1 protein-coding gene and 1 pseudogene are annotated in these 1708 nt (G+C 64.5%); both read left to right on the top strand.

Going from position 1 to position 1708, the window contains the following annotated elements:
* Positions 1-224: pseudogene (locus EOA86_RS33525) on the top strand (hypothetical protein); the annotation flags it as partial.
* A 97-nt stretch (positions 225-321) separates the two neighbouring features.
* Positions 322-1708: biotin carboxylase N-terminal domain-containing protein (locus EOA86_RS33520; protein WP_128345464.1), on the top strand; the 1387-nt coding region annotated here is incomplete at its 3' end.

Raw genomic sequence — 1708 nt, 5'->3', positions numbered from 1 at the left:
GCCCGAAGGCCTACAAAGCCTATGTTGCAGCCAGCGGGCATTCCGCTTATGCCACGAGCTTTTATTCGCGCGTGGTCGACCTCTATATCATCTGTGGCTCGAGACTCAATGCGCCGTCCCAGAAGGCTGCGGAAGAGATGGCGCTGCGCAACTGTCAGTCCGGCTTGACGAGGTGGAAGGTCAAGACCGCCAGCGGCGGCTGCGCGATCGCGGCGTCGAAGTAGGCGCTGCTTCCGCAAGGACAGGCTGGCGGGCAGGACAGAGGGGGGTGTTCAAGCGCCCTGCCCCCCGCGGGGTTGGAACCTTACTCGCGGAGGTCCCATGTTCGCCAGGATCCTGATTGCCAATCGCGGTGAGATCGCCTGCCGGGTCATCCGCACGGCGCGCAAGATGGGCGTGCGCACGGTCGCGGTCTATTCGGATGCCGATGCGAAATCTTTGCATGTCGCGATGGCCGACGAAGCTGTGCATATCGGCGCCTCGCCTGTCGGCGAAAGCTATCTGCGCGGCGACAAGATCGTCGCGGCGGCTTTGGCCGCCGGCGCGGAAGCCATCCATCCGGGCTACGGTTTTCTGTCGGAAAACCCTGATTTCGTCGACCAGGTGACGGCGGCGGGGCTCGTCTTCATCGGCCCGTCAGCGGCCTCGATCCGCGCCATGGGGCTGAAGGACGCGGCCAAGCGGCTGATGGAGAAGGCCGGCGTGCCTGTTGTGCCGGGCTATCACGGCGAGGCGCAGGAGATTGTGCTGCTCGCCTCCAAGGCACGCGAGATCGGCTATCCCGTGCTGATCAAGGCGCGCGCCGGTGGCGGTGGCAAGGGCATGCGGCGCGTCGAACATCCCGACGACTTTTCCGAGGCGCTGTCGGGTGCGCGGCGCGAGGCCAAGGCCGCTTTCGGCGACGACCGCGTGCTGGTCGAGAAATATATCGACAAGCCGCGCCACATCGAGGTTCAGGTATTCGGCGATAGCTTCGGCAATGTCGTGTATCTCTACGAGCGCGACTGCTCGGCGCAGCGCCGCCACCAGAAGGTGGTCGAGGAAGCCCCTGCCCCCGGCATGACGCCGGCATTGCGCAAGGCGATGACGGAGGCAGCGGTGAAGGCCACCAAGGCGATCAACTATTCCGGCGCCGGCACGATTGAGTTTATCGTCGATGCCTCGCAAGGGCTGAAGGCCGACCGCTTCTGGTTCATGGAAATGAACACCCGCCTGCAGGTCGAGCACCCCGTCACCGAAATGGTCACAGGCATCGACCTGGTCGAATGGCAGTTGCGGGTAGCGTCCGGCGAGAAGCTGCCGAAGACGCAGAGCGAGATCACGTTCTCCGGCCATGCCTTCGAAGCGCGCATCTATGCCGAGGACGCGGCAAAGGGTTTTTTGCCGGCGACGGGCACGCTGCATCACCTGAAATTTCCGGATTCCGCGCCCGAGGGCGCCAGCATGCGGATCGAGACCGGCGTGCGGGCCGGCGATGCCATCTCGCCCTTCTACGATCCAATGATCGCCAAGCTGATCGTGCACGGCAAGAGCAGGCAGGCGGCACTCGAAGCGCTGGGCATAGCCCTTTCGCAGACCGAGATCGCCGGCTCGACTGTCAACACCGCCTTTCTCGCTGCTCTTGCCGCTGATGCGGACTTTTCGGCAGGCGATGTCGATACCGGCCTGATCGGCAGGCATCAGCAAGCGCTGACCGCAGTCCCGCCGC

It is taken from the genome of Mesorhizobium sp. M5C.F.Ca.IN.020.32.2.1 (assembly GCF_004023105.1).
Lineage (GTDB): Bacteria > Pseudomonadota > Alphaproteobacteria > Rhizobiales > Rhizobiaceae > Mesorhizobium > Mesorhizobium wenxiniae.
Note: the sequence above shows the minus strand (reverse complement) of the source record. Positions and strands in the feature narration are given on the sequence as shown.